Origin of the sequence: Streptomyces roseirectus (genome assembly GCF_014489635.1) — a bacterium.
Taxonomy (GTDB): domain Bacteria; phylum Actinomycetota; class Actinomycetes; order Streptomycetales; family Streptomycetaceae; genus Streptomyces; species Streptomyces roseirectus.
On sequence record NZ_CP060828.1, the window covers coordinates 6,550,410 to 6,573,157 of the forward strand.

At 70.7% G+C, this 22,748-nt stretch carries 20 protein-coding genes; 12 read left to right on the top strand and 8 right to left on the bottom strand.

Annotation, left to right across the window (positions count from 1 at the left end):
* Positions 1-44: 44 nt before the first annotated feature.
* Complete coding sequence (locus IAG44_RS28000) at positions 45-1,451, bottom strand: SLC13 family permease (RefSeq protein ID WP_187749839.1); 1,407 nt, start codon at positions 1,449-1,451, stop codon at positions 45-47.
* Between the two features lie 384 nt (positions 1,452-1,835).
* Here IAG44_RS28000 and IAG44_RS28005 point away from each other — a divergent pair, with 384 nt between their 5' ends.
* Complete coding sequence (locus tag IAG44_RS28005) at positions 1,836-2,546, top strand: FadR/GntR family transcriptional regulator (RefSeq protein WP_187749840.1); 711 nt, start codon at positions 1,836-1,838, stop codon at positions 2,544-2,546.
* 56 nt (positions 2,547-2,602) lie between these two features.
* Here the strand turns inward: IAG44_RS28005 and IAG44_RS28010 are convergent, their stop codons facing one another.
* Positions 2,603-3,676 (bottom strand): MerR family transcriptional regulator, encoded by a 1,074-nt coding sequence (locus tag IAG44_RS28010; RefSeq protein WP_187749841.1) that lies wholly within the window; start codon positions 3,674-3,676, stop codon positions 2,603-2,605.
* Positions 3,677-3,841: 165 nt separating this feature from the next.
* Between IAG44_RS28010 and IAG44_RS28015 the strand changes: the two genes are divergently transcribed.
* The gene (locus tag IAG44_RS28015; protein ID WP_187749842.1) at positions 3,842-4,738 is read left to right on the top strand and encodes an ATP-grasp domain-containing protein; all 897 of its coding nucleotides are present in this window, start codon (positions 3,842-3,844) and stop codon (positions 4,736-4,738) included.
* Positions 4,739-4,744: 6 nt separating this feature from the next.
* On the opposite strand, the gene IAG44_RS28020 is transcribed toward IAG44_RS28015, so the two are convergent.
* The gene (locus tag IAG44_RS28020; protein WP_187749843.1) at positions 4,745-5,326 is read right to left on the bottom strand and encodes a hypothetical protein; all 582 of its coding nucleotides are present in this window, start codon (positions 5,324-5,326) and stop codon (positions 4,745-4,747) included.
* A gap of 122 nt (positions 5,327-5,448) precedes the next feature.
* Here IAG44_RS28020 and IAG44_RS28025 point away from each other — a divergent pair, with 122 nt between their 5' ends.
* Together IAG44_RS28025 and IAG44_RS28030 are read left to right on the top strand one after the other, a co-directional pair.
* Positions 5,449-6,222, top strand: coding sequence for an IclR family transcriptional regulator (locus IAG44_RS28025; RefSeq protein WP_187749844.1), 774 nt, complete (start codon positions 5,449-5,451; stop codon positions 6,220-6,222).
* Entirely contained in the window at positions 6,222-7,064 is an 843-nt protein-coding gene (locus IAG44_RS28030) for an SMP-30/gluconolactonase/LRE family protein (RefSeq protein ID WP_187749845.1), read from the top strand. The genes IAG44_RS28025 and IAG44_RS28030 overlap by 1 nt, the downstream gene beginning before the upstream one ends.
* Positions 7,065-7,366: 302 nt before the next feature.
* Here the strand turns inward: IAG44_RS28030 and IAG44_RS28035 are convergent, their stop codons facing one another.
* From IAG44_RS28035 to IAG44_RS28045, 3 genes are read right to left on the bottom strand one after another with little or no spacing between them, the layout of a single operon-like run.
* Positions 7,367-8,746 carry an FAD-dependent oxidoreductase gene (locus tag IAG44_RS28035; protein WP_187749846.1) on the bottom strand — a complete coding sequence of 460 codons (1,380 nt, stop codon included), beginning with the start codon at positions 8,744-8,746 and terminating at the stop codon, positions 7,367-7,369.
* Positions 8,743-9,942 carry an MAB_1171c family putative transporter gene (locus tag IAG44_RS28040; RefSeq protein ID WP_187749847.1) on the bottom strand — a complete coding sequence of 400 codons (1,200 nt, stop codon included), beginning with the start codon at positions 9,940-9,942 and terminating at the stop codon, positions 8,743-8,745. The genes IAG44_RS28035 and IAG44_RS28040 overlap by 4 nt, the downstream gene beginning before the upstream one ends.
* Positions 9,939-10,514, bottom strand: a complete 576-nt coding sequence (locus IAG44_RS28045) for a toxin-antitoxin system, toxin component family protein (protein ID WP_187749848.1) — start codon at positions 10,512-10,514, stop codon at positions 9,939-9,941. Before IAG44_RS28045 ends, IAG44_RS28040 begins: the two co-directional genes overlap by 4 nt.
* Before the next feature lie 222 nt (positions 10,515-10,736).
* Between IAG44_RS28045 and IAG44_RS28050 the strand changes: the two genes are divergently transcribed.
* From IAG44_RS28050 to IAG44_RS28085, 8 genes are all read left to right on the top strand, one after another.
* Positions 10,737-12,086 (top strand): extracellular solute-binding protein, encoded by a 1,350-nt coding sequence (locus tag IAG44_RS28050; protein ID WP_187749849.1) that lies wholly within the window; start codon positions 10,737-10,739, stop codon positions 12,084-12,086.
* Between the two features lie 49 nt (positions 12,087-12,135).
* Entirely contained in the window at positions 12,136-13,083 is a 948-nt protein-coding gene (locus IAG44_RS28055; protein ID WP_187749850.1) for a carbohydrate ABC transporter permease, read from the top strand.
* The gene (locus IAG44_RS28060; RefSeq protein ID WP_187749851.1) at positions 13,080-13,937 is read left to right on the top strand and encodes a carbohydrate ABC transporter permease; all 858 of its coding nucleotides are present in this window, start codon (positions 13,080-13,082) and stop codon (positions 13,935-13,937) included. The genes IAG44_RS28055 and IAG44_RS28060 overlap by 4 nt, the downstream gene beginning before the upstream one ends.
* An 11-nt stretch (positions 13,938-13,948) precedes the next feature.
* Positions 13,949-14,914 (top strand): arabinan endo-1,5-alpha-L-arabinosidase, encoded by a 966-nt coding sequence (locus IAG44_RS28065; protein ID WP_187749852.1) that lies wholly within the window; start codon positions 13,949-13,951, stop codon positions 14,912-14,914.
* A gap of 17 nt (positions 14,915-14,931) precedes the next feature.
* Positions 14,932-16,443, top strand: coding sequence for an arabinosylfuranosidase ArfA (gene arfA / locus IAG44_RS28070; protein ID WP_187749853.1), 1,512 nt, complete (start codon positions 14,932-14,934; stop codon positions 16,441-16,443).
* A 16-nt stretch (positions 16,444-16,459) separates the two neighbouring features.
* Positions 16,460-16,918: an RrF2 family transcriptional regulator gene (locus IAG44_RS28075; RefSeq protein WP_187749854.1), complete on the top strand. Its 459-nt coding sequence runs from the start codon at positions 16,460-16,462 to the stop codon at positions 16,916-16,918.
* A 199-nt stretch (positions 16,919-17,117) separates the two neighbouring features.
* Entirely contained in the window at positions 17,118-17,768 is a 651-nt protein-coding gene (locus tag IAG44_RS28080; protein WP_187749855.1) for a DUF4360 domain-containing protein, read from the top strand.
* A gap of 582 nt (positions 17,769-18,350) precedes the next feature.
* Entirely contained in the window at positions 18,351-19,322 is a 972-nt protein-coding gene (locus IAG44_RS28085; protein ID WP_187749856.1) for an arabinan endo-1,5-alpha-L-arabinosidase, read from the top strand.
* A 146-nt stretch (positions 19,323-19,468) separates the two neighbouring features.
* On the opposite strand, the gene IAG44_RS28090 is transcribed toward IAG44_RS28085, so the two are convergent.
* Positions 19,469-21,325 carry a pyridoxal phosphate-dependent aminotransferase gene (locus IAG44_RS28090; protein WP_187749857.1) on the bottom strand — a complete coding sequence of 619 codons (1,857 nt, stop codon included), beginning with the start codon at positions 21,323-21,325 and terminating at the stop codon, positions 19,469-19,471.
* A 196-nt stretch (positions 21,326-21,521) separates the two neighbouring features.
* Positions 21,522-22,700, bottom strand: a complete 1,179-nt coding sequence (locus IAG44_RS28095; RefSeq protein ID WP_187749858.1) for an aldose epimerase family protein — start codon at positions 22,698-22,700, stop codon at positions 21,522-21,524.
* Positions 22,701-22,748 lie beyond the last annotated feature (48 nt).

Consider the following 22,748-nt stretch of genomic DNA (forward strand, 5'->3'; position numbering starts at 1 on the left):
ATCGAGTCTCTTACAGGTCCTACGGGTCCTACGGGTGTCGAAAGTCACCCGAAGCCCGGCACGACCATCACCAGCCACGCCACCGCGGGCACCACCGCCACCACGATCCCCCCATAGATCATCAACTGCCGGAAGAAACGCTCGCGGTCGACGTCCGGCGCCGCGGCCAGCACCAGCGCGCCGTTCGTCGAGAACGGGCTCACATCCACCACCGTCGCCGACACCGCCAGCGCGCACACCATCCCGACCGCGCCGATCTCCCCCTGCGCGAGGAACGGCACCGCCAGCGGGATCAGCGCGCCCATGATGCCGACGGACGAGGCGAACGCCGAGACCAGCGCGCCGATGTAGCACAGAAGCACCGCCGCGAGCAGCGGCACCCCGATCCCGCCGACCCCCTCACCGGCCCAGGTGATCGTGCCCATCTCGTCCAGCACGCCGACGTACGTCAGCACCCCGCAGATCAGCAGCACCGTCGACCACGCGATCTCCCCGACCGCCTTCTTGCTGTCCGCCGGCCACACCGTGCTCAGCACCACCGCCAGCGTGATCGCGGTCAGCCCCGCGTCCAGGTCGAAGACCAGCACGGCCACGACGAGAGCGACCAGCGAGGCGAGCGTGGCGACCCGGGCGGGCGTGAGCCGGACGGCGCCGGGGGAGGGGGAGGTGTTCGGTGCATCGGGGTGGGGAACGACTTTGGTGGGGGTGTTCGACCCCTTAAGGGATGACCCCGTAATACCCGAGGCTGACGCGGGACTCACGGCACCGGCGTCCGACGGACCCGTAATACCCGTAGACCCCGTCACCCCCGTAGTACCCGCGTCCCCCTCCAGCACCACCCCCTGCCGCCACAGCTTCCGTCCCCCGCACACGAAGAACACCACGCCGGCGATGGCGATGTTGGCGAAGAGCGAAGCGAGGAAGAGGGCGATCTCGTTGCCGGGCAGCTTCTCGCGCTCGACGATGCCGTTGACGATCGTGCCGTAGATGCTGATCGGCGAGAAGCCGCCGCCCTGCGCGCCGTGCACGACCATCGCGCCCATCATCAACGGGCTGATCCCGTACCGCGTCGCGAAACTCAGGGCGACCGGCGCGACGATCGCGACCGCCGCCGGGCTCACCGCGCCGATGCCGGTGAGTGCGCCGGCCAGCGCGAACATCACCCACGGGATCAGCGCGACGCGCCCCCGCACGAGCCGTATCGCCGCGTGGACCAGCCAGTCGGTGGTGCCGTTGGCGCGGGCGATGGCGAACAGGTACGTCACACCGACCAGGACGACGAACAGGTCGCCGGGGAAGCCGGCGAAGATGCCGTCCGCGTCGAGGTCGGCGACGAGTTCACCGACGGCGAAGGCCGCGGCGAACGCCAGCGCGCCCATGTTGACGGAACGGGTGGTGGCGATGACGAACACGACCACCAGGACGAGGATCGAGATGAGTTCGGGGGACATACGGGCTCCCGTCGTTGGGTCCCGGGGCGACAGGGGTGGGGAGGGAGGGGGGAGTGGTTCAGGGGCTGGGTGGGTGAGTGGCTGAATGGCTGAGTGGCTGAATGGACGGGCGGCTGAGTGGACGAGTGGCTGAGTGGCCGGATGGGCAGAAGGTTGAGTGGCTGAGCCACTTTCGTGAGTGGTCCAGTGGCTGAGCCACTTTCTTGCGTCGGCTGATTAGAGTGCGCCGCCCGGCGGCCGTCAAGAGGGTGCGCAAGAATTGGCTCAGCCACTCGTCCACTTGCCCACTGAACCACTCGTCCACTTGCCCACTGAGCCACTTGTCCACAGGGCCGCATCGCGCAAACCGCCCGATGCTAGGCTCCGGCCCGAGAGGGGGACCCCGTGAACGACGCCTTGCGGCCGATGATGAAACAGCGCCTGTACGAGCAGGTGCTCGACCGGTTGCGGCAGTACGTGGCCGAAGGCGGACTGCGCGCCGGGGACCGTCTCCCGCCCGAGCGGGACCTCGCGCAGCGGCTCGGGGTCAGCCGGGCCTCCGTCAAGCAGGCGATCGTGGTCCTGGAGGTGCAGGGCCTCGTCGAGGCGCGGCACGGCGGCGGGACGTACCTCGTGCGCGACAGCCTCGACGCCGAGCCGGTCGAGCGGATGGTCGAGCGGCGCCGGCGGCTGCCGGACGTGCTGGAGGCACGCGAGGCGCTGGAGACGAAACTCGCCGAACTCGCTGCGGAACGCCGCACGGAGGAAGACCTCGCGGCGATGCGGGCCGCGCTCGCGCACATGGCCGGGGAGATCGAGGCCGGCGACCACGGCATCGAGGGCGACCGGCTCTTCCACTCCGCGGTGACGGCGGCGGCGCACAGCGCGCTTCTCGCCGAGTTCATGCGGTCCATCGCCGAGCAGATCGCCGAGAGCCGCACCGAGTCGCTGCGCCAGCCGGGCCGGCCGAGCCGGTCGTGGGCCCAGCATCAGGCCATCTTCGACGCGATCGCGGACGGCAACTCCCGTAAGGCCGCCGCCGCGATGCGTGCGCACGTCCGGACGGTCGCGAAGGTGCGCCTCCTGGACTGGGAGCCGGCGGAGGACGACCGCTGAACGCGGCCGGCTGAGCGAACTCGGTTCCACAGACGCCGAGTTGGGCGCCTACTGCGTCACGCCGCCTGTTCCACCAGGTCCGCGACCACGCAGCTCACATTGTCCTCGCCGCCCGCCGCGTTCGCCGCGTCGACGAGGGCGCGGGCGGCGGCTTCGGGGGTCGGGGACGTCGTCAGGACGTGGTGGAGGGTGGGTTCGGGGACGGTGCGGGTGAGGCCGTCGGAGCACAGGAGGTAGCGGTCGCCGGGGTGGGCGTCGTGGAGGCGGAGGTCGGGGGTACCCGTAGTACTTCCGTCGAGGGACTTCAGGAGGAGCAGCCGGTCGGGGTGGGACCGGGCCTCCTCCTCGGTGAGACGTCCCTCGTCCAGGAGGGACTGGACGACGCTGTGGTCGTGGGTGATGCGGAAGAGACCCGTACCTCTCAGGAGGTACGCGCGGGAGTCTCCGATGTGGACGAGGGCGAGGCGGGTGCCGGTCCACAGGAGGGCGGTGAGGGTGGTGCCGCTGCCCTCACCGCCCTCGGCGGCGTTGCGGGCGGCCTCGGTGGCGCCGGTGACGGCGTCCTCCAGGAGACCGAGGACGCCGCCCGCGGGGAGGAGGTCGGTGTCGAGGACGCGCAGGGCGTCGACAGCGGCACCGCTCACCGCCCCGCCGGCCTCGCCGTACCCGTCGGCGACGGCCAGCAGGTGCCGGCCGGCGTAGGCGGTGTCCTGGTTGGCGGGGCGGACGAGACCGCGGTCGGAGCGGGCGCAGTAACGGAGTTCGAGCATGGTGAGGTCCTTCCGGTCGACGGGCACGGGCGGCGTGGAGAGGTGGTCCACGAGGAACGTCGCGAGGTCCCTGCGGACGGCGGTCTCGGCCTCGACCCGCGCCCAGTACGCGCGGATCTCGCGGGCGGCGTCCGCCGGGGCGAGGTCCCGCAGCTCGCGGATCAGGGCGAGCGGCATGCCGAGGCGGCGCAGCCAGGCGACCAGGCGGGCCTGGGCCAACTGCTCCGGCGCGTAGTACCGGTAGCCGGTCTCCGGGTCCACCCGTAGGGGGCGCAGCAGGTCCAGCTCGTCGTACAGCCGCAGGGCCTTCGGGGAGAGCCGGCAGGCTCGGGCGAAGGCGCCGATCGTCAGCAGGGGCATACGGGTCCCTCGGGGTTCGGCCCTTAGGGGCTCGGGTGCGTTCCGGTGTCGATGCTGGGGCTTCCCCGAGGGGCAAGGTCAAGGGCGGGTCCGGGAGTACAGTGCGGGGCGTTTGCAGTCGTACCGTCGTGCCGCCATACCGTCGTACGGAAGTAGGGGTCCCTCATGCCTCGTGTCGCGCTCGTCACCTGCCGTCCCGGACCTGGTGTCGCCGTCGATCGTGATCTTCCGGGGTTGGTGGAGGCGGTGCGGGCGGCCGGTGCCGAGGCGGAGGCGGTGGCCTGGGACGACCCCGGGGCGGACTGGGCGTCGTTCGATCTGGCCGTCATACGCTCGACCTGGGACTACTCTTGGCGGTCGGCGGAGTTCCTGGCCTGGGCCGGCGAGTGCGGGAGCCTGACGCGGCTTGCGAACCCGGCGGAGGTCGTGAGGTGGAACGCCGACAAGCGGTACCTGGGCGAGCTGGCGGCGGCCGGTGTCCCCACCGTCCCTACCAGGTATGTAGCGCCGGGTGAGACTCCGGAGCTACCCCGCGAGGAGGAGTACCTGGAGCACCTGCCCCGTGAGGGGGAGTACGTCGTCAAGCCCACCTCCGGCGCGGGCGCCCGGTTCGCCGCCCGCTACACCCCCGACGACCACGACACCGCCGTCCGCCAGATCGCGCGCATGCACGCGGAGGGGTTCACGGCGATGGTCCAGCCGTATGTGCGCGGCATCGACGTCAGCGGTGAGCGCGCCCTCCAGTTCTTCGGCGGCCGGCTGCTGCACGCCAGCCGCAAGGGGCCCGTCCTCGCGCCCGGGACGGCGTACGACGCGGAGAAGGTCGCGCATCCCGGGCTGACCGCCTGGCAGCCGACCGAGGCCGAACTCGCCACCGCCGAGAAGGCGTTGGCCGCCGTGCCCGGGTCCGAGGAGCTGCTGTACGCGCGCGTCGACCTCGTCGACGGCGACGACGGACAGCCCTGCGTGATGGAGTTGGAACTGGTCGAACCGAACCTGTTCCTGTCGCTGCACACCGGTTCGGTGGACGGCGTCGTGGCGGCCATCCTGGAGCGGGCGTGACCGCCCTCACCCCCGTACCGACACCCGCTGCAACAACCCCCATGTGAACTCCGCCGCCACCTCCCGAGGTACCCCCTGCTCGTCGGGCGCGGTGAAGGCGAGGCCCCAGCGGGTGGGGGCGGTGCCCTCCAGGGGGTGGGCGGGGGCGAAGGCGGTGGCCGCCTCGTCGACCGTGCAGGACCAGGGAGTGAGGTCGGGGATGGCTCTGAGGGTGGGGGAGGGGGTACCCGGGGCGCGGATCAGCCACTCGTTCCAGACCGCCCCCGTAGGGGACAGCAGCACCTCGAAGCGCAGGGTGGGCCACAGGGTGACGGGCCAGAGCCAGGACTCGCAGGTCAGATCGCCGATGCGCCGGGTGGCCGTCGTCTCGGGGGTACCCAGGAACGAGCGGTAGCGGTTCGCCGCCGCGCGCCCGCCCGGCGCGTGGAGCATCGCCTGCCAGCGTTTGTTCGCCTCGCGCATCTCCCCTGCGGAGACGCCGAGTTGACGGCGCGCGTCGTCCACCAGGCCGGGGTTGTGGTCGGCCATGCGGCGCAGCAGGACGAGCTGGAAGTCGAGCGGCGTGAAGGGATGCGGCATACCTCCCATCGTCGCCGATGTGGGCCGGGTCTTTTCACGACCATTGCCCGGTCGGTGGCTTCTGATTAGCCTGTGTTCGTTATCCCGATCGCCTGTTGAAATATCGAACACACCAAGGGAGGGGGCCGGCCATGGGACGTCTGGTACCTGCCGTGACCCGGGCTCTGGACATACTGGAGCTCTTCCTCGACGGGGACGGGACGCTCTCCGCCCCTGACATCGTGCGCCGGCTCCAGCTTCCGCGCACCACCGTGCACGAACTCGTCACCACGCTCGCCGCCCGGTCGTACATCGTCCCGGTGCCGGGCCAGCCCGGCCGGTACCGGCTCGGCGTGCGCCCGTACCAGCTCGGCAGCCGGTACGCGGAGCAGCTGGACCTCGCGGCGGAGGGGCAGAACGTCGCCCGGTCGGTCGCCGAGACCTGCGACGAGACGGTGCACGTCGCGATCCTGGAGGGCACGGACGTCATCTACATCGCCAAGGTCGACTCGACGCACGCGGTGCGGATGGTCTCCGCCGCCGGGCGCCGGCTGCCCGCGCACTGCACGTCGGTGGGGAAGATGCTGCTGGCCTCGCTCTCGGAGCACGAGCTGAGCGTACGGCTCCCCGTGGACGTGGAGTTGGTGCGGATGACGCCCAACAGCATCACGGAACCTGACGCGTTGAGGGACGCGCTCGCCGTGATCCGTGAGCGGGGGATCGCGGTGGAGAGCAGGGAGTCGAATCCGGACGTGAGTTGTGTCGCCGCGCCCGTCCGGGACCGTACCGGGCAGGTCGTCGCGGCGCTGTCCATCTCGGTGCCGATGATCCGGTGGAGCGACGAACGCCGGGTGGAACTGGAGCAGTTGGCGGCCAAGGGCGCCGTCGACCTGTCGGAGCGGCTCGGATACCGGAGCGTGGTGTGATGTCTTTCGAGGTGGCGGTACGGGCCGAGGCGACGCTCGGCGAGGGGCCCACGTGGGACGCGGACGCCGGACGGCTGCTGTGGCTCGACATCCTCGGGTCGCGGCTGTACTCGTACGACCCGGCGAGCGGGCGGCAGAGCGTCCGGACGACCGGCCAGCACGTCGGCGCCGCCAAACCCCGTGCGGGCGGCGGGCTCGTCCTCAACCTCCGTGACGGCGTTGGCCTGTTGGACCCCGACGACTCCTTCCGCTGGCTGCACCGCGAGCCGGTCCCCGGCCGCCGCGCGAACGACGCCGCCGTCGCCCCCGACGGCACGCTGTGGGCCGGCACCATGCGCTACGACGAGGCGCCGGGCGGCGGCACGCTGGCCCGCTTCGACTCGACCGGCCTCGTGGAGACGGTCCTTGACGACGTCGCCGTCAGCAACGGCACCGGCTGGAGCCCCGACGGGACGCTGATGTACTACGTCGACTCGCCCACGCGCCGGATCGACGTCTTCGACTACGACGGCGAACACGTCGGCGGGCGCCGGGAGTTCGTGACGATCGAGGACGGCGCCGGCTTCCCGGACGGCCTCACGGTCGACGCGGACGGCTGCGTGTGGGTCGCGCTGTGGGACGGCGCCGCCGTCCGCCGCTACACCCCCCAGGGCACGCTGGACCGGGTGATCTCCCTCCCCACGCCACGCGTCACCGCCTGCGCGTTCGGCGGCGCCGACCTGACCGACCTCTACATCACCACCGCCCGCATCGGCCTCACGGACCCGCACCCCGTCGCCGGCTCCCTCCTGGTGGTACCCGGCGCGGGCAAGGGCCTCGCGCTACCGGCGTTCGCGGGCTGACCGCCGAGAGCGGGGTGGCCGCTGAGTGGAGTGTGCCGGCCGCCGCGCAGGGGCAACTGGCAGAAGCTCGGGCGGGGTTGACCGCCCCGCCGAGCCAACAGGCGCCCGTTCGCGGGGAAGTTCGCCGCCGCGCGGTGCTGGCCGACCACCCGTCCCTGCGAGCCGGCCGATCGCCCGCCCCGCGCGCCGACCGGCCACCCCTCCGGGCGGGCGGTCAGCCCCGAGAACACCCCCCGGACACCCCCCCCGGACACTCCACTCACTCCACTCCCACCCCACCCCCACCTCACCCCACCCCCACCTCACTCCAACCCCGCCCGCTTCCTCTCCTCCGCCGTCAACGGCGCATCCGTCAGCGGCGGTTTGAGCGGCCCCGCCGCGGCGGCGAGCAGCATCGAGGGGGCCAGGAGGACATGCCCCCCTCGCTCCAGCGCGGTCACGTCGGTGAACCGGCGGGCGACGCGGCCGTTGCCGGTGGCTGTGAGCAGGAGTCGGCCGACGTAGGCTGCGAGGGCACGGTCGCGGAAGGTGGGGCCTGTCGCGGTGGCCCCGGGGTAGAAGACGTCCATGCCGAGGGCCAGTTCCCAGGCCGCCGACGCCGGACGCGCCAGCGCTTTCTGGATCCGCCTCGACAGCCCCGGCCCGGACAGACCATGACGGAGTGTCAAGTCCCGTAGGATCAGTGCCTCCTGGGCCGCGACCGACATGCCGTGCCCGTAGAGCGGGTTGAGCGCGCACAACGCGTCGCCCAGAACCGTGTAGTTGTCCGGCCAGGCGCGCGACTTCTCGTAGAAGACACGCCGGTTGGCGGTGGTCCGGGTGAAGGAGACGTCGGTGAGCGGCGTCGCCCGCTCGATCAGGTCGGCGAGGACCGGGTGCCGCAGGGTGCGGGCGTAGGCGGCGAACTCCCCGGCGTCGTTGCCGGGTTCGGCGCCTCTGCTGCCGAACAGGGTGACGAGCCAGGTGCCGTTCTCGATGGGCAGGAGCACCCCGCCGCGCCCCGGTTCACCGGTGCGGGGGTCGGGCTGGACGTTGACCACGGGGAACGACGCGCGGGCGGCCTCGGGTGCGCGGAAGGTCCGGCTGGCGTAGGCGACGCCGGAATCGACCTCGCGGCGGGGCGGCTCGGGCAGCCCGAGTTTCCGCAGCCAGTGGGGAGTTCGGGAGGCCCGGCCGGTCGCGTCCACGAACAGGCCGGCGTCCAGGGTCCGTTCGGTCCCGTCGCGGTGCCGGACCCGTACCCCGGTGACCGCCGACGCCGTGCCGGTGAGCCCCAACGCCTCGGTCTCCTGAAGGAGTTGGATGCGCGGATGGGCGAGCACCGCCGCGCGGACCGTCGCGTCGAGGAGGTCCCGGCCGGCCAGCAGCATGTGGTGGGACTCCGGCCAGCGGCGGTACCAGCCGTGGGGGGAGAGGACCACCATGTCGGCGGTGACCGCGTGCCGCCGCACGCCCGCCTCGGCGAGGCGGTCCGTGATGCCGGGGACGAGCGCGGCGAGGGCGCGGGCGCCGCCGGACCACAGCTGGTGGGCGTGCCGGGCCTGCGGGAGCCCTTTGCGGGGAGCGGCCGTGGCGGGCAGCGAGTCCCGCTCCACCAGGGTCACTTCGGCCGTTTCGGCGAGCGCGCGGGCAGCGAGGAGCCCGGCGAGTGAGCCGCCCAGGACTACGGCGGTAGGGGTCATGGGCGGTTGCTTTCTGCGGGTTTCCAGGAGGCGGCGCGGGCGCGGACCGCCGTGAGGTCGTCGGTGCGGCGCAGGGCGCGGGAGACGGCGAGGATCGTCTGCAGCAGGTTCGTCGGGTCGGTCCGGCCGGTGCCCTCGGAGTGCGGTGCCGCGGCCCGGCGGGCGACCGCGTCCTGCACGGCGAGGGCGCCGGCCAGTGCGCGGGCCCGCTCGGCGGGGTGTCCCAGTGCGACGGCCGCGTCGTAGGCGCGGCTCGACTCCTCCTCGTCCAGGTGCCGGGTCAGCGTGAGCAGGACGTCGCGGATGAACGTCTCCCGCCGGATCAGGCGCAGTTCGGGGGTGGCGCGCAGGGTGAAGGGGACACCGGAGCCGTGCGCGGTGCGCAACAGCGTGTAGAGGGGCCGCAGTTCGATGCGGGCGCGGTGCAACAGCCAGCGCTCGTTCAGGTATTGGCCGGTGTGCGGGAGGATGAAGCCGAGGGCGACCAGGACCGCGGACACGCACGCGGCGAGCGGCGCCAGCGTCGTACTGAGCCGGTCCAGGTCGTGGCCGGTCCAACGGGCGACGACGGCCGTGATCTTGAGGGCGGCGAAGACCAGGTTGAGGGCGTAGCCGATGACCAGGAACACCAGCCCCGAGCGCAGCCACGCGTCCAGGCCCTCGGTGCGCACCCAGTTCCAGATCAGCCGGCTGGAGATGAGGACGGCGACGCAGTGCGCGAGGAGGTAGAGGACGATCTCCTCACGCATATAAGGGGTGTTGGCGTAGTAGGTGTCCAGATCGCGGACCCGCTCCACTGGCGCGTCGGCGAGCAGGAACAGCACCCACAGCAGGGCGATGACGCCGGAGTAGACGCCGATGACCCACCGCATCGCCCGCCGCGTCGAGTCCGTCAGGTCCGAAAGGCCGTTGCGCCAGGCGATGATGAGCAGCAGGCACGAGCCGGCGAACGCGGTCAGCAGCGAATAGCACCACGGCGCCGCGATGTTGGGCACTCCGGTGACCCGGTTCGTCCAGCGGATCGTGGACGGCGCGACGAACACGAACACCGCGCACGCGAGCAGCAGCAGCCCGCCCACCGCCCGCAGCAGCGGGTCGCGCCACAGCCGCAGGATCGTCGGCAGCTTGATCGCGAGCGCCGCGCACAGCATGACGGTCGGCACCCAGAACGAGACGGAGACCGGGTCGAACGTCATCGGCCGCGGCCCCCGCGCCTGTTGTGGTACCCGAGGAGCCGCTGCGCGGTACCGGGCCCCGGCTCACCGCCGCCCGGCCCCAGATAGCCTCGGACAGCCGCCGCGAGCCGGTGGCCGAAGTTGTCGGCCTCGGCCTCGTCGACCTCGCGGGAGCCGTCGCGGGCGGCGGCCGTCAGCGGCACGCCCTCCCAGCCGGACAGGGCGTCCAGGGCGGTGTGCCGGTGCCGGTGGCGGGCGTGCAGGTGCCACAACTCGTGGCCCAGGATGACGAGTTGCTGGACCTCTTCGGCCCGTTCCTCGACGATGATCAGGTCGAACTCCTCGAACTCGACCCACAGGCCGGTCACTTCGATCTCGTCCGGGAAGCGTTCGAACCGGACCTCGACGCGCCGGCCGCCCCGCCGGACGGTCATCTCCTCGCACAGCGCGCGGCACAACTCCCGTACGTCCGAGGGTCGTCGGGCACGTCTGCCGAGCCGGTCCAGCAGGCCGGCGGTCAGCTCGCGCATGGCCGAGCCGGTCCTCGCGCGCCGCAGCGCGGAGGTGAGCCGGGCCGCGCCCGCGATGTCCATCAGTGCCCCCTTCTGACTGCCGTACGGCAGTCTGTTCGAGACTACGCGGGTAGCCGTGTCCGCGTCATGAGGGAGCGGTGGAAACCGGCGCCGGAAACACGGGAGTCGTGCCGGACCCATTGACGTGGGGCGGATGGGAACCTACGGTCCCTGTTCGAAGTTACGGGCATTAGTCGATATTTCGAACGATTGTTGACGGATCTCGAAGAGCAAGGGCAGGGAATGGGACGACCTGGCCTGAATCGCAGGCAACTTCTGGCCACCGCGGGCGGCCTCGCGGTCGCGGGGAGCTTCGGCTTCGCGGCCCTCGGCAGCGGGGCCGACGCGCTCGCCTCCGGGGCACGGGCGCGCGTGCGGTACTGGAACCTCTTCCAGGGCGGCGACGGCGCCAACATGGTCGCCATGGTCGACGCCTTCCGCGAGGCGCACCCCGACATCGCTGTCAAGGACTCCACCCTCAGCTGGGGCGGTCCCTACTACACCAAGCTCGCCATGGCCGCCGCGGGCAACCGCGCCCCCGACCTCGGGGTCATGCACCAGGGCCGGGTCCCCGGCTTCGCCCCGGGCCGCCTGCTCGACCCCTGGGACATGGACCTCCTCGCCAAGTACGGCGTCAAGGAAGCGGACTTCAACCCCGTGCTGTGGCAACGCGGCCTCGTCGGCGGCGAGTTGTACGCCCTGCCGCTCGACATCCACGCCCAGCTCAACTTCTACCGCAAGGACGTCTGCCGCAAGGCCGGCCTGCTGGACGCGGACGACCGCCTCCCGGAGGCGACGTCGGTCGACGCCTGGTTCGACGTCCTCAAGGCGGCCAAGAAGCAACTGGGGCCCGGCGTACAGACCTTGGGCCTGCACGCCAACGACCAGAATTTCTCCTGGTGGTTCTTCGTCGCCTTCTACCAGCAGCTCGGCGGCACCTACTTCGACGACGCGTTCACCGAGGTCACCCTCGACACCCAAAAAGCCACCGAGGTACTGGAGTTCCTGCGCAGGCACGTCACCGACGGCTACGTCACCGTCGGCTCCTCCGACGGCGAGGCGTTCATCGCCGGATCGCCGTTCGCCTGGGAGGGCAACTGGTCGGTGCCCTACTACGGGGGCGCCGGCGTCGAGTTCGGGGCGCAGCCGCTGCCGCCCGTCTTCGGCCGCCCCGCGACCCACGTCGAGTCGCACTCCTTCGTCCTGCCCCACCAGTCCGACCGGGGCGGCGCCGCCAACGACGGCGCCCACCTGCTCGCCGCCTACCTCGTCCAGCACGCCACCGCCTGGGCCGGCGGCGGCCACATCCCCGCCTACCTCCCGACGTTCGAGGACCCCGCCTACCTCGAGCTCAGCCCGCAGAACGAGTACTCCAGGCCCGCCATGGACCACCCCGCGACCGAGCCCCACATCTGGTTCGCCGGATCGACGGGCGTCCTCGCCAACCGGGTCGGCCCGATCGTCGCCGCCTCCAACCTCGGCTCCACGAAACCCGCCGACGCCGCCCGCCGCCTGAAACGCGCGCTGGAGGAACTGCTGGAGTCCAAGAACCCGATGGACGGGCTGACCGCCGCACAGGAGGCGAAGGCATGAGCAGCACCGGTCCCGCGAGAACTACCCGCCCACGCGCAGGAGTTGCCGTATGAGCAGCGCCGGACTCCTCAACACCCGCACCACGCGCCCGCGTTCGGCCACCGCCGCCGAGTCCGCGCGCCTGCGCTGGGGGCGCCGCTTCCAGCACGGCGGCTGGTTCGTCGCCCCGTTCTTCGCGCTGTACGGGCTGTTCGTGCTCCTGCCCGTCGTCCGCGGCCTCTACCTGAGCCTCACCGACGCCAACATCTCCGGCGACCACACCAGCTTCGTCGGACTCGCCAACTACCGCGAGGCACTGCGGGACGACCTCGTGTGGTCCTCGCTGTGGCACAGCGTCGAGTTCACGCTGTACGTCGTCCCGGCGATCGTCGTGATCGCCCTGCTGATGGCGCTCATCGCCCACCACGCCGCGCACTTCAAGTGGCTGTGGCGGCTGTGCTTCTTCGCGCCGTTCCTGCTGCCCTCGGCCGTCATCGGCAACCTGTGGTGGTGGCTGTTCCAGCCGACCAACGGCATGGTCAACCACGTCCTCGGCCTCGACACGCCCTGGCTCACCCAGAAGTCGACGGCACTCCTCGCCATCGTTGTCGCGACCCTGTGGTGGACGGTCGGCTTCTCGTTCCTCCTCTACCTCGCCGCACTCCAGGCCGTACCCCAACACCTCTACGAAGCAGCTGAGTTGGACGGCGCGAACGCCTTCCAGCGGCTCCTGTACGTCACCGTCCCGAGCCTGCGCAACATCACCGGGCTCGTCATCGCGCTCCAAGTCCTCGCCTCCCTCCAGGTGTTCGACCAGGCCGTCGTCATGTACCAGTTCGGGCCGGGGCCGGAGGAATCGACGCGGACGTTCGTCCAGTACACCCTCGACGAAGGCTTCACCAGCTACCGCGTGGGCTACGCCTCCGCGATCTCCATGGTCCTGTTCGTCATCGTCGCCGCCGTCGCGCTGGCCCGGATGTGGCTGCTGCGCGGCCGAGAGGAGGCGGGCACCCGATGAGCACACCAACTCCCGTGCTCCGCAAGCCCCGTAGCACCTGGACGCCCGGCCAGATCGCGCTCACCGTCGTCGCGGCCGGCCTCTCCCTGCTCTGGCTCGCCCCGCTCGCCTGGGCGCTGTCGACGTCCCTCAAGACACCCGAGGAGTCCGTCGCCGCCCCGCACTGGATCCCGGAGGACTTCACCCTGGAGTCCTGGAAGGCGGTCTTCGAGGCCGGCAACATCCCCAACTGGTTCGTGAACTCGGTCGTGGTGTCGGTCTGCGTCACCGTCATCGTGCTGGCCGTCTCCGCGCTCGCCGGCTACGGCTTCGCCCGCACCGAATTCCGGGGAAAATCAGCCCTGTTGGGGATCACCATGGCCGGCCTGATGTTCTCCCCGGCGATCCTCGGCGTGCCGCTCTTCACCACCGTCCAGTCGCTCGGCATGGTCGACACCTACTGGGGCATGATCCTGCCGCAGTGCGCGCCGGCCGCGATGGTCTACATCCTCTACAAGTTCTTCCAGTCCCTGCCACGGGAGTTGGAGGAGGCCGCGTTCATCGACGGCGCCGGCCGCTGGCGGATCTTCTTCACCATCGTGCTGCCGCTGTCCAAGCCGTCCCTCTCGGCGGTCGGCATCTTCACCTTCATCGCCTCCTGGAACAACTTCCTGTGGCCGTACATGGTGACCAACAACCCCGACCTGATGACCATGCCGAACGGCATCGCGACCGTGCAGAACGCCTTCGGCATCGTCTGGCCGCAGCTCATGGCCGGCGGCCTCATCGCCGGACTGCCGCTGATCATCGTCTTCGTCTTCTTCCAGAGCCAGATCGTGCGCGGCGTCGCGCACACCGGCCTGGCGGGACAGTGAGAGGAACCGCCGTGCGTCTGAGAGTGACGACCGTCCTGGCCGCCGTCCTCCTCGCGTTCGCCCCGGCGACGGCGAGCGCGACCCCCGTCTACCCCGACCCGCAGCCGGTCACCGGCCAGCAGATCATCCACGACCCGACCGTCATCCGCCTCAAGTCCGGCGGATACGCGGCCTATTCGACCGGCGGCGTGATCGGCACCCGCCTCTCCAAGGACCGCGTCCACTGGGACGACGCCGGCAACGCCTTCGCCACGCCCCCGAGTTGGTGGTACGAGTACAACGACACCGGCGACCCCTGGGCGCCCGACATCTCCTACCGCGGCGGCAGGTACTGGCTGTACTACGCCGTGTCGTCCTGGGGCACCAACCACTCGGCGATCGGCTTCGCCACCTCGCCCTCCGGCCTGCCCGGCACCTGGACCGACCACGGCAAGGCGTTCACCTCCGAACGCACCGACGACTACAACGCCATCGACCCGGCGCTGATCCGCGCCCAGGGCAGGCTGTGGATGAGCTTCGGGTCGTACTGGACCGGCATCCGCATGGTCGAACTGGACCCGAGGACCGGCCGGGCCGTCCCCGGCGCCGAGGTCCACCACCTGGCGACCCGCCCCGACGCGCCGTACGCCGTCGAGGGCCCGTCCATCGTGCGGCACGGACGGTACTACTACCTCTTCGCCTCCTACGACACCTGTTGTGCCGGAGTGAACTCCACGTACAAGATCAGGGTGGGCCGCTCCACCTCGGTGACCGGCCCCTACGTGGACCGTCAGGGTCGTCCGATGCTGGAGGGAGGCGGGGACCTCGTACTGGAGGGCCACGGGAGGTACGTGGGCACGGGAGGCGAGTCGGTCTTCCGGGACCGGGGCCGGGACTGGCTGGCGTACCACTACTACGACGCTGAGGACGACGGCGTTCCGAAGCTGGGACTGAACCGACTGGACTGGACAAGGGACGGCTGGCCGACGGTGGCCTAGCCGTGCGAAAGGAAGACATGCGCACCGCCCGCTTCACACTCGACCCCGCCTTCACGGTCGGCGAGGTCAGCCCCCGGGTCTTCGGATCGTTCGTCGAACACCTCGGCCGCTGCGTCTACACCGGCATCTTCGAGCCCGGCCACCCCACGGCCGACGCCGAGGGCCTGCGCCAGGACGTCCTCGACCTGGTCCGCGAACTCGGTGTCACCACCATCCGCTACCCCGGCGGCAACTTCGTCTCCGGCTACCGGTGGGAGGACTCGGTCGGCCCGGTGGAGGAGCGCCCCCGCCGCCTCGACCTCGCCTGGCGCTCCACCGAGACCAACCGCTTTGGCCTCTCCGAGTACATCGGCTTCCTGCGCAAGCTCGGCCCGCAGGCGGAGCCGATGATGGCCCTCAACCTCGGTACTCGAGGGGTAGCCGAAGCCCTCCAGCTCCAGGAGTACGCCAACCACCCCTCAGGTACTGCCCTCGCGGAACTACGGGTGGCGCACGGCGACAAGGAGCCCTTCGGCATCAAACTCTGGTGCCTGGGCAACGAGCTGGACGGCCCCTGGCAGACCGGCCACAAGACCGCCGAGGAATACGGCCGGATCGCCGCCGAGACCGCCCGCGCGATGCGCCAGCTCGACCCCGGCGTCGAACTCGTCGCCTGCGGCTCCTCCAGCCAGTCCATGCCGACCTTCGCCGCCTGGGAGGCGACCGTCCTGGAGGAGACGTACGACCTCGTCGACTACATCTCCCTGCACGCCTACTACCAGCCCGAGAACGGCGACATCGACTCCTTCCTGGCCTCCGCCGTCGACATGGAGTCCTTCATCGAGAACGTGGTCGCCACCGCCGACCACATCGGCGCGAAGCTGAAGTCGAAGAAGAAGATCAACCTCTCCTTCGACGAGTGGAACGTCTGGTACATCTCCGAGTGGCACGAGATCGAGAACTCCGGCGAGCGCGACTGGGCCGAGGCCCCCCGCCTCCTGGAGGACAACTACAGCGTCATGGACGCCGTCGTCTTCGGCTCGCTGCTCATCGCCCTGCTCCGGCACGCCGACCGCGTCACCGTCGCCTGCCTCGCCCAGCTCGTCAACGTGATCGCCCCGATCATGACCGAGCCCGGCGGGCCCGCCTGGCGGCAGACCACGTTCTTCCCGTTCGCGCAGGCTTCGACGTACGGGCGGGGCGAGGTCCTGGACGTACGGGTGGACTCGCCGACGTACGACACGCAGAAGTTCGGCGAGACGGACCTGCTGCACGCGACGGCCGTGCGCGCGGACGACGGCTCGGTGACGGTGTTCGCGGTGAACCGGAGCCGTACCGAGGGGCTACCGCTGGAGGTGGCTCTCGGGGGGCTCGGGGTCGACAGGGTCGTCGAGCACAGCGTGCTCGCGGACGCCGACCCGGACGCCCGTAATACCCTCGCCGAGCCCGAGCGGGTCACCCCGCACGCGGCCGAGGGCACCGCGCTGACGGACGGCACTCTCACCGCCGTCCTTGAGCCGCTGTCCTGGAACGTCATCCGCCTCGCCTGAGCCCCACAATGGGCGCATGAGGATCTCGGCACGGGCGGACTACGCGGTACGGGCGGTACTGGAGATCGCCGTACGCCAGGGCGACGACCCGGTGAAGACGGAGACCGTCGCCCTGGCGCAGGACATCCCGCACAAGTTCCTGGAAGGGATCCTCTGCGATCTGCGCCGCGCGGGGGTCGTCGACAGCCGGCGCGGCGGGGGCGGCGGGTACCGGCTGGCGCGGGACGCCGCCGCGATCACCGTCGCCGACGTCGTGCGCGGGGTGGACGGGCCGATCGTCTCCGTGCGGGGCGAGCGGCCCACGGAACTCTCCTACAAGGGGACCGCCGAACCGCTGCTCCCGCTGTGGATCGCGCTGCGGGCCAACGTGCGGCGGGTCCTGGAGGGGGTCACGATCGCGGACCTCGCGGCGGACGCGCTGCCGGGTCCGGTACGGGCGCTGGCGGCGGAACCGGCGGCCTGGGAGAACCCCTGAGGCCCGTAATACGCGCGTACTACACCTGTACCTCTCAGGTGTGAACGGTACTTCTGTGAATGGCCGGAGTTCGACGTAGGCGCCGAACTCCCCGGTCCCTACGATGCGTTCGCCCCGGTCTTCACGGAAACCGCACAGGTTCTCCATAGCTTTGGCCGAGGCGTGACCACCCCCCACGGACCGATTCACGGGAGAGCCCATGAAGACCGGTGCACTTCTGCTGGGCGGCGCGACAGCCGCCCTCCTCGCCACGGCGCTACCCGCCGAGGCGGACCCGGCGTTCATCGACCCGCCGCCGGACAAGATCGTCATCAACCTCGCGACCGTGAACGGCTCCGGCTGCCCCGCCGGCACCACCGCCGTCGCCGTCTCCGAGGACAACACCGCGTTCACCGTCACCTACAGCGACTACCTCGCGCAGGCGGGCGGCAACTCCGACCCAACAGCGTTCCGCAAGAACTGCCAGCTCAGCATGGTCGTCCACGTCCCCGGCGGCTTCACCTACGCCATCGCGAGCGTCGACTACCGGGGCTTCGCGTCCCTCCAGCGCGGCGCGAGCGCCCTGCAGCGGTCCTCGTACTACTTCCAGGGGTCCTCCCAGACGGCGTTCAAGAGCCACACGTTCAACGGCTCCCTCACCGACAACTGGCAGGCCACCGACTCCACCGAGTGGGCCCAACTGGTCTGGGCGCCCTGCGGAGTCCAGCGCAACTTCAACATCAACACCGAGCTGCGGGTGACCGCCGGCACCCAGTCGCCCGGCAAGGTCAGCTTCATGACCATGGACTCGACGGACGGCGACCTGTCCACGATCTACCACGTCGCGTGGAAGGAGTGCCCGGCGAAGTGACGCCCCATGGAGCGGCCCCGGTCCGGACCGGGGCCGCTCGCGCGCTCGCTGCTCCCACGCCCGCCGCTCGCGCGTCGACCACTCGCGCGTCGACCGGGCCGGTGCCTACCGCTCGACGCCGAGCGTGAGCGCGCCGGTGTACCCCGCCGTGGGTGAACTCCCCAGTGCGGCAAGGGTGAGGAGGCCGGACGCGGCGCCTCCGTCGCCGTGGAGTCGCCGAGGACGTCCGCGTGCCGGATCTCCGCCAGCGCGTTGCCGAGCGGTGCGCAGGTGTCGTCGTCCACGACCGTGAGGGCCAGTTTCAGGGGGAGCCGGTCTTGCCCTCGGTGATGTCGGCCTACGGGGGTGGTTCCTGTTGGCGGGCTGTCGGAGGGGTGAAGTGACGGGTCGTCAAGTCGTGTACAGGCCAGGCGTGTTGGGTGGGTCGCCGGACGGGGTGTGGAGTCCCCGTGTTTCGAAGAGTTTCGAGGGGGGCCGGGAGCGTTGACGCGCAAGGGGTTCGATTCTACGGTCGCGTCCGATGACGCGACTGCCGTTCGGTCGGCCGAACGGTGAACTCCCCCCACCTCAAGGAGCGTCCGGATGAGCCGCATCTCCCGTCGGGCCGGCCTGCTGGCCCTGCCCGCCGCGTTTCTGCTCGCACTGATGCCGACCACCGCGTCGGCCTACCCCAACCCCGGGCGGGTGACCGGGAGTACGGTCGTCCACGACCCGACGATGATCCGGACGTCCGGCGGGCGGTACCTGGTGTACGCGACCGGGGGCGGGATCTCGTACCGGACGTCCACCGACCGGATCGCCTTCAGCTCCGGGGGCGACGCCTTCGCGAGCAAGCCGGGCTGGTGGTCGTCGTACGGCGCCACCGAGGCATGGGCGCCGGACATCTCCTACCGGGGCGGCAAGTACCTGCTCTACTACGCCGTTTCGACGTTCGGCTCCAACAAATCGGCGATCGGGCTGGCGACTTCGGCCACCGGACTTCCGGGCTCCTGGACCGACCAGGGCACCGTCTACACGTCCGCCACCTCCAGCGACTACAACGCCATCGACCCCAACCTCTTCGTCGACGGCGACGGCAAGTGGTGGCTGTCGTTCGGGAGTTGGTGGACGGGTCTGAAGATGATCCAGCTCGACCCGGGGACCGGCAAGCAGCTCGCGAGCAACACCACCAGGTACTCGATCGCGTCCCGCCCCACCGGGACCAAGGCCGTCGAGGCGCCGTTCGTCGTCAAGCGGGGGAGCTACTACTACCTCTTCGCGTCCTACGACACCTGCTGCGCCGGGACGAGTTCGACGTACAAGGTCAAGGTCGGCCGGGCCACCAGCGTCACCGGGCCGTACGTCGACAAGAACGGCGTCTCGATGATGAACAACGGCGGGACGCCGGTCCTGGAGTCGCACGGCAGCGTCGTCGGCCCCGGCGGCCAGTCGATCATGAACGACACCGACGGCGACCTGATCGTCTACCACTACTACGACGCCGACGACAACGGCACCCCCAAGCTCGGCATCAACCTCCTGAACTGGAGCTCGGGCTGGCCGGTGGCGTACTGACCGGCCGACGGCGCAATGAACGGACGGCACCCGTAGTACCCCGCACCCCTCCCGGTACCAGGTACTACGGGTACCGCCCGTAGCTCTCAGGGACTACCCCCACCGACCCCGCAAGCCGGCCCCGTAGGGACTACCCCGCAGGGGAGTTACCCCACCTGCCCCATCCCCGCCGCGTTCGGCCAGCTCCCCGCGTTGGGCCACCCCGTGGCCGGAGCCGGCGTCAACCCGTTCGTCCCCCGCACCTGGGCCGCCGTGAGGCCACCCCGGGCGGGCACGCCGGGCGGCGTCATCGCGGGCGGTGCGCCGGGGGCCGGCGACATGGCCGGGGCCGGAGCGGGCGCGGGAGCGGGCGCCGACTGGGGCGCCGGCATCGGGATCCCCGCGCCGTTGGACGGCATGGGTATCTGCTGCGGCACCTGCGCCCCCATCGGCGCGGACATCCCCGCAGGACCGGCGGAACCAGCAGAACCAGCGGCACCCACAGGACCCGTGAGCCCCATCGGACCAGCCTGCCCCGCCTGCCCCACCGGAGCCATCGAAGGCGGCGCCATCCCCGAAGCCCCCATCCCCGCCGGTGCCATCGCCGCGGCCGGCGCCATGGGCGACGGCGGAACCGGCGTCGGCCCCCCGGCGGCCGGAGCCATCGCGGGCGCCATCGCGGCCGGCGCCAGCGGCGACGTCATCGGCGAAGGCGAGGGCATCGACGACGGCATCGGCGCCGGAAGTCCGGCTCCGACGGCCGCCGCCATCGGAGCCGGGGCGCCGGCCGCGAGGGCCTGAGCGGCAAGTCCCTGCATGCCGGCGCCGTTCGTGACCAGCCGGTCGACGGCGGCCGTCCCCGAGCTGTACCCCACGGCGGGCGCGAGCTCGGGCACCGGCGCCCCCCTGCGGGTCCCGTAGAGCACCTGCTCCAGGCCGGACACCAGACGGCGCACATCGACCTGGGGGCGCACCACGAGCCGCAGGAAGCGGCTGGAGGAGCCGATCTTGTTGCCGCACTCCCGGACCAGGACCCGGTGCTCGGTGAGCAGCCGGTCCCGGACCACCGTCCCCTCGGCCCCCACCGGAAGACGGACGAAGAGGAAGTTCCCCTGCGACGGATAGACCGTCAGACCCGGCAGCGCGGAGAGCTGACTGGCCATCTCCAGCCGGTCCTTGCGCACCTGGAGCAGACTCTGCGCGTACTCCGGCCCGTGGTCCTTCAGCATGAACACCACGTACTCCGCGAAGGAGTTGAGGTTCCACTTCGGCAACATCGAGCGTACCTTGCCCGCGAGCGACGGGTTCGCGACGAGGTACCCGAACCGGATCCCGTGCAGCCCGAAGTTCTTGCCGAGGCTGCGCAGCACGATCACGTTGGGCCGCAGCATCGCCTCCTGCACGACGCTGGGCTCCTGCTCGGCGTCGGAGAACTCCAGGAACGACTCGTCGATGACGATCAGGTCGAGGTCGGCCATCGAGTCCATGAACTGCACCAGCGCCTGCCGGTGCTGGAAGCCGCCGTCGGGGTTGTTGGGGTTGCAGATCACGGCGACCCGGGTGCCCCGGGCGCGGATGAACTCCGCGTACTGGGCGAGGTCGAGGACGAACCCGTTGGCCTCCTGGAGCGGGAACATGTCGACCCGCTTGCCCGTCTCCATGGGCTGGTCGGTCCACCGGCCGAACGTCGGCACCGGCACCGCCAGCGACTCACGGACCAGCAAGTGGTCGATCCAGGTGATGAGTTCGGTCGACCCGTTGCCCATCGCCACGGCCTGTGGCGGGAGTTGGAGGAGGTTGCACAGCTCGGAGGTGATGGTGTCGGCGCCGCTCGGGTAGTACGTGATGATGTCGCGGAACCGGGCCGACATCTCGTCGAACATCGCCGGCGTCGGGAAGTACGGGTTGCACGGGATACAGAAGTCGACCGGGCCGGTGCCCTCCCCGCCCTCCCGTGTCAACGCGGCCATCGACGGGCTGTGGGCCGTCGTGCTGCGGAACAACGAGGTGACGTTGTCGGCCATGGAACCTCCGTAAAGGGCGGGCCCGTTGGGGACGACCGGGCCCGTCGCGACTGGGCGGCCCGTGCGGAGAAGCACGGGCCGCCCTTACATACGGAGGCTTCGGTGACGCTGTTCACCCACTGAGAAATCGGTAAGAAGTTGTGAGTCTTCTGTGGGCGACGTCCGTATGGCTAAAGCCTGTTCAGCGCCGCAGGACTCACCGCGCGCTGAACGAGTGCACCGTCCGCGTCCGGTACGTCTGCCCCGGCCGCAGCGTCGTCGACGGGAACTTCGGCTGGTTCGGCGAGTCCGGGAAGTGCTGCGTCTCCAGGCAGAGCGCGTCGCCCTGGCGGTAGGTGTCGCCGCCGGTCCCGGTCAGGGTGCCGTCCAGGAAGTTGCCGGAGTAGAACTGCAGCCCCGGCTGGTCGGTGGCGATCTTCAGCGTGCGGCCCGACCCCGGGTCGCGCAGCGTCGCCACGTGCACCGGCTTCGCCGTGATCCCCTTGTCCAGCACCCAGTTGTGGTCGAAGCCCTTGGCGAGGATCAACTGGTTGTGCCCGGCGCGGATGTCCCGGCCGATCGCCTTGGCCTTGCGGAAGTCGAAGGGGGTACCGGAGACCTTGGCCAGCTCACCCGTGGGGATGAGGCCGGCGTCGGTCGGGGTGTAGCGGGAGGCCGCGATCGTCAGCTCGTGGTTCTCGATCGTGCCGCTGCCCTCACCCGCGAGGTTCCAGTACACGTGGCTCGTGAGGTTGACGACGGTGGCCTTGTCGGTGGTGGCCTCGTAGTCGATGATCCAGTCGCCGTGCTTGGTGAGCGTGTACGTCACCTTCGTGCGCAGCGTGCCCGGGTAGCCCATCTCGCCGTCCACGCTGGTGTAGTACAGCCGCAGGCCGACGTCCGGGCCCTTGACGAACGGCTCGACGTTCCAGGTGTGCTTGTCGAAGCCCTTGGCGCCGCCGTGCAGGCTGTTGTCGCCGTCGTTGACGGACAGCTGGTACTTCTTGCCGTCCAGGGTGAACTGGCCCTTGCCGATGCGGTTGCCGTAGCGGCCGATCAGCGCGCCGAAGTAGGGGGACTTGGCGGCGTAGTCCTCAAGGTTGTCGAACCCGGCGGAGACGTTCGCGTAGCGGCCGTGCCGGTCCGGGGTCTCCAGCGAGTGCACGATCCCGCCGTAGGAGAGGACCTTCAGCTTCGTGCCGCCGTTCGCCAGCGACCACAGGTACACCTTGGTGCCGTCGGCCAGCGTGCCGAACAGCTTCTTCGTCGGCGTCCGGCCGCCCCCGGCCGCAGTACCCGTAGTACCCGTGCTCGCCTCGGCCGCCGGGCCGAGGGTGGTCGCGGCGATGCCCGCCGCGGCGGCGCCCGCGATGACCGTGCGTCTGTTCAGTTCCATATCTGCGGCTCCCCTTAAGGGTGGGGCCCCACCCCCTAGGGGTGAGGC

What these genes read in the sequence shown, in the direction of transcription:
- IAG44_RS28015 (WP_187749842.1), top strand. Translation starts at nt 3,842, where the DNA reads ATGCCTCGTGTCGCGCTCGTCACCTGCCGTCCCGGACCTGGTGTCGCC.
- IAG44_RS28020 (WP_187749843.1), bottom strand. Translation starts at nt 5,326, where the DNA reads ATGGGAGGTATGCCGCATCCCTTCACGCCGCTCGACTTCCAGCTCGTC.
- IAG44_RS28080 (WP_187749855.1), top strand. Translation starts at nt 17,118, where the DNA reads ATGAAGACCGGTGCACTTCTGCTGGGCGGCGCGACAGCCGCCCTCCTC.
- IAG44_RS28025 (WP_187749844.1), top strand. Translation starts at nt 5,449, where the DNA reads ATGGGACGTCTGGTACCTGCCGTGACCCGGGCTCTGGACATACTGGAG.
- IAG44_RS28050 (WP_187749849.1), top strand. Translation starts at nt 10,737, where the DNA reads ATGGGACGACCTGGCCTGAATCGCAGGCAACTTCTGGCCACCGCGGGC.
- IAG44_RS28060 (WP_187749851.1), top strand. Translation starts at nt 13,080, where the DNA reads ATGAGCACACCAACTCCCGTGCTCCGCAAGCCCCGTAGCACCTGGACG.
- IAG44_RS28010 (WP_187749841.1), bottom strand. Translation starts at nt 3,676, where the DNA reads ATGCCCCTGCTGACGATCGGCGCCTTCGCCCGAGCCTGCCGGCTCTCC.
- IAG44_RS28090 (WP_187749857.1), bottom strand. Translation starts at nt 21,325, where the DNA reads ATGGCCGACAACGTCACCTCGTTGTTCCGCAGCACGACGGCCCACAGC.
- IAG44_RS28075 (WP_187749854.1), top strand. Translation starts at nt 16,460, where the DNA reads ATGAGGATCTCGGCACGGGCGGACTACGCGGTACGGGCGGTACTGGAG.
- IAG44_RS28055 (WP_187749850.1), top strand. Translation starts at nt 12,136, where the DNA reads ATGAGCAGCGCCGGACTCCTCAACACCCGCACCACGCGCCCGCGTTCG.
- IAG44_RS28030 (WP_187749845.1), top strand. Translation starts at nt 6,222, where the DNA reads ATGTCTTTCGAGGTGGCGGTACGGGCCGAGGCGACGCTCGGCGAGGGG.
- IAG44_RS28095 (WP_187749858.1), bottom strand. Translation starts at nt 22,700, where the DNA reads ATGGAACTGAACAGACGCACGGTCATCGCGGGCGCCGCCGCGGCGGGC.
- IAG44_RS28035 (WP_187749846.1), bottom strand. Translation starts at nt 8,746, where the DNA reads ATGACCCCTACCGCCGTAGTCCTGGGCGGCTCACTCGCCGGGCTCCTC.
- IAG44_RS28085 (WP_187749856.1), top strand. Translation starts at nt 18,351, where the DNA reads ATGAGCCGCATCTCCCGTCGGGCCGGCCTGCTGGCCCTGCCCGCCGCG.
- IAG44_RS28000 (WP_187749839.1), bottom strand. Translation starts at nt 1,451, where the DNA reads ATGTCCCCCGAACTCATCTCGATCCTCGTCCTGGTGGTCGTGTTCGTC.
- IAG44_RS28045 (WP_187749848.1), bottom strand. Translation starts at nt 10,514, where the DNA reads ATGGACATCGCGGGCGCGGCCCGGCTCACCTCCGCGCTGCGGCGCGCG.
- arfA (WP_187749853.1), top strand. Translation starts at nt 14,932, where the DNA reads ATGCGCACCGCCCGCTTCACACTCGACCCCGCCTTCACGGTCGGCGAG.
- IAG44_RS28040 (WP_187749847.1), bottom strand. Translation starts at nt 9,942, where the DNA reads ATGACGTTCGACCCGGTCTCCGTCTCGTTCTGGGTGCCGACCGTCATG.